Below are 3,746 nucleotides of genomic sequence, written 5' to 3'. Positions count from 1 at the left end.
TATTAGCCAACGAGAACAAGAATTGGCCGTTGAAGTCGCTAAGCTAAAGAGGCAGTTGGCAGAGCAAGCAGAAGAGCTAGAAATCGTAAAAAAGGCCGCCACCTACTTCGTATATGGAATCCACGGGTTTTACAAGATAAGAATATGCAATGGATAAGATGCGGTCGTATATTCGGTTTCTCATTGAAGGAGCGACCTTCTAACCTTTGATGCATGCGCACCTACTGTCCTTGCCGCGAAAAAGCTTTTTATAGCATTGCGAAGTAGTCAGGGTCTCAGCAGGCTGGTCTAACCATTGAATATCATTATTTGTAATCTGTTAATTTATATTGCTAGCAGGATAATGTTTTTGACTGATATTTTGTTTCATAGCGAAGCATTGCCCAGGCTGTTCTGACAGTTTTGTTTGCCAAAGCGATACAAGCTCTTTTGAAACCGACTCTATTGACTAACTTGATAAGCCACGCCTGTTTCTGGTTTGTAGGTGAGTCAGGCAGTCGATATATGTATGCCATAGCACCAAGGTAAAGCATTGAGCGAAGATCTTTAACTCCGCCAAATTTATCAATACCCATCATCGTCACCTTACCACCTGAACTGTATTGCTTCGGTGTTAACCCGATAAACGCTGATGCTTGTCGGTCGTTAGTAAATTGTGTCCCATCACCCAAATTAGCATAGAGCATGGATGCTGTTACCTCACCAACACTTTCAAGATCCATGAGCCTTTTACAGGGTTCTATTTGACGACCACAGCCGTACCTTTCGCCTTTCGTAGGTTACCGCCCTAGTATGCTTATACTGACCTTCTGTGGGCGAGTTTTTATTATTAAGTCGCATCGCACGGCTCCTTCAACTTAACAGTGTGACGATGTAACCTATGAGATAAGCAAGAGACCAGGATTACTCCTTCATTTACACACCCTCACCACTGATGATCTGTTATTTTTACCCATGAGCATGCACCTCTCTTCACGATTTATGCCGGTGGCCAAACGTAATGAAGTCCTGGTTCGGTACTTAACACCGAAATTGAAAGAGCTGGCGGACATCAAAGGAGACATTCGTTTGATGCTCAATACCGCCCGAAATAAAAATGGAAATTTAGAAAATAAACTCTATCTATTGAATACTCAATCGAAAGCCCACCGCGTCGCGGGGGCTGAACTGCTTTATCATTTACTTGTGGTGTTGTACGACAAAGAAGGGATTGAGTCGAAGTTACTCGATGAAACTCAACTTTGTGAGACGGGTATTCTTTATGTATTGGAACAGCTTCTTGAACATTGCTTTAAAGACGGGGGGTGCAAATCGCCCCTGTCTCACTCTTTATTGAGCTTGAGCGTGCGCCCGAACTTATTGAGGTGATTAATCAGCATTCGCTGTATGTTGCAGAAATGAAAGAGTGGAACGCTATGACGCATCAAGCGCATATGTTATTGCACCTAGGACAATTTTAGTCATGTCTTTGCTAGGAAAAAGCCCCCTCTTTTTATTAGCTTTTATCAATGACATCATTTCGATAGATAAATATACCGTATACCTAACCAGTGATAATTAACATTGATGTATATCAACATTAAGAGGCTTATGGCTGTCTATCCTGCAGGGGCAATGGTAGTTTCAGTTATAACTGTATGAATTGCAATCATTATATAGATGGTTGTTTTTTAGTCTTGGGATAAAGATTGCTCTTTCTTCTTACGAAAGACGGCTTTTTACCGCCTAGATAGCGTTAGGTGTGGTCTGGTGAAATGGTTTTTCCCACGAGCTTTTTCTTATTTTGAATCATTCGATTTACTCAATGAATCGTAGTTTTAAATCTGAAATCTAAAATGTAAAAAGGCATATTTTTGTGGTTTTCATTACGGTTTCAGTTGCTTATCGCTGCGAGTAAATTGTTTCAATAACCTTCTGTGGGTGAATTCCGCCGACATGCTACAGCGTGTCATTTTCACTTTGAAATCGTTCAAATTTGAATTGTTCTGTTTTCTAACTCATGGGCAGTTGTAAAAAGGAAAAGAGCATCACTTCCCATCCATCGCGTAAAGTTATTCTCAACGTCTGTTTTGTTGGTAAAATCAGGCGTAAAATTAATCACCTAACAAGCAATTCAAGCTGACAGCCAACGCGTGGCATTTTCAGCTCCAATTGGTTTTGGTGTAATCGGTGCGTTGCTTTAGGTTCAGGTTTGCGTTGGTCTGCAACTTAATTGGGCGTTAAGTTTCAAAGGAGGGGAAGTGAAAACTGTCGAATTTAATCCAGAGTTAAAAGCTTATATTGATGAAATCATGCCTGATATTGATGACGCACTTACGGCTAATCATATTCCTATTCATGATCGATATATGAAGGCTGCTATTTACTTTGTAGAAAACTACATTGTATTAGATTCATTTGAATCAAAAAGTGAGTTTATAAAACAGGATGCATTTTTACGCATTATCGTACCGTTGATTATGCAATGGTTTCATGGAAAATATGGGGAGTTAGTTAGAATACCGACCCAAAAAAACGCCACAGGCATCATTACGTCGTATGCACAGCCTTTAAGGATAAATATTCCGCTAACACTATCTGAACCAACCAATAAAGGCACTGCATGGCTTATATTTCCTGACAAGATGCTTGACTCAGAAAAAATAGAGTCTTTTTTTGACAAGAGAGTTCCTTTAAATATTTTAAATGAAGAACAATATTCAAAATTAAATTACGAAGTATCAGAGCTTGTTTCGATTATAAGAACTATAAATTTAAATTTGAATACTGTTGATGGTCTTGATGCTGACACCTCAAGTATGTTGAGGGGAATATGGAGCCACTTTGAAAAAGCGGTTGATGATATAATTTCGTTCAGACCAGAAAGGATCTCTATTGGTTGCTGGGAACTTCATCTTGCTATGGAAAAGTCGTTTAAAGTTCTGATAAAGCAAAAAACTGGCAAAAGAGCATATGGGCATGACCTTATTAAGCTATATGAAAGAGTAGAACTTTCTTGCCCGGAAATAGATATATCATTGTTAGAATCTTTGCCTACTGACAAAGATGCCATTAAATTACGTTATGCTGAACAATCAAGAGACTTACAAGATGTTTTAGTGTTTTATAAAAAATCATTGGATATCGTTTTTTCTTTAACGAGTAAACTTGAACGGGAATATAAGCTAAATAATGCAAGGATTGAATTTAAAAAAGCACCTTGGGCAGTTTAGCGTAATTGAAACTTAACAAAGCATTTAAGAGGGATTCTCAACGCTTGGCATTTTTGCATCTACTTCAAATTTAGTGTTTACGGTACAATACTTTAGGTTGGGTGGAGGCGTTGTTCACCCCTTAATGCGGCGTTATAAGGCTTGGAGAAATATGGAACTAAATTGTCTAATTGATTCAGAGTTACTCACGCTTAATCAAAGTTTTGATGATACCTATATCGAAATGCTATTCCTTTTAGAGTCCGATCAGAAGGTCAAACTCTTTGTCAGTAATAAGCAAGGTAAAACGATATCTGTTCGTTTTAAGGGAATGCAGCTATCTGCTAAAAAGACGACTTTAAATGACATACCGACATTAGGTGAAGTTGAAGGAGTATCTTATTTGCAAGGCTCCCTTTCTTTAGAAGGTGACTTTGGACTAATTGAAATCGATGGTCACGATATGGTCCTTGAGTCCGCCTTATAACAAAGCATTTAAGACGGATTCCCAACGGTCGGCATTTTTGGTTCGCTTCAACTTTGGTGTTTACGGCA

At 38.8% G+C, this 3,746-nt stretch carries 3 protein-coding genes and 1 pseudogene; 3 read left to right on the top strand and 1 reads right to left on the bottom strand.

What is annotated here, in order from left to right; all coding sequences use genetic code 11:
- Window positions 1-332: 332 nt before the first annotated feature.
- Window positions 333-752 (bottom strand): annotated as a pseudogene (locus FCV43_RS19105) (transposase); the annotation flags it as partial.
- Between the two features lie 202 nt (window positions 753-954).
- On the opposite strand from FCV43_RS19105, the gene FCV43_RS19100 reads away from it, so the two are divergent.
- The 3 genes from FCV43_RS19100 to FCV43_RS19090 all read left to right on the top strand — a co-directional run bounded on the left by FCV43_RS19100 (window position 955) and on the right by FCV43_RS19090 (window position 3,678).
- Entirely contained in the window at window positions 955-1,368 is a 414-nt protein-coding gene (locus FCV43_RS19100) for a DUF2913 family protein (protein ID WP_346762999.1), read from the top strand.
- Window positions 1,369-2,240: 872 nt separating this feature from the next.
- Window positions 2,241-3,212: a hypothetical protein gene (locus FCV43_RS19095; protein ID WP_136996071.1), complete on the top strand. Its 972-nt coding sequence runs from the start codon at window positions 2,241-2,243 to the stop codon at window positions 3,210-3,212.
- A gap of 151 nt (window positions 3,213-3,363) precedes the next feature.
- The gene (locus tag FCV43_RS19090) at window positions 3,364-3,678 is read left to right on the top strand and encodes a hypothetical protein (RefSeq protein WP_136996070.1); all 315 of its coding nucleotides are present in this window, start codon (window positions 3,364-3,366) and stop codon (window positions 3,676-3,678) included.
- Window positions 3,679-3,746 lie beyond the last annotated feature (68 nt).

Source organism: Vibrio genomosp. F6, assembly GCF_005146325.1.
GTDB lineage: Bacteria > Pseudomonadota > Gammaproteobacteria > Enterobacterales > Vibrionaceae > Vibrio > Vibrio cortegadensis.
The sequence above is the reverse complement of the archived record's forward strand: the minus strand, read 5'-3'. Positions and strand labels throughout refer to the sequence as shown.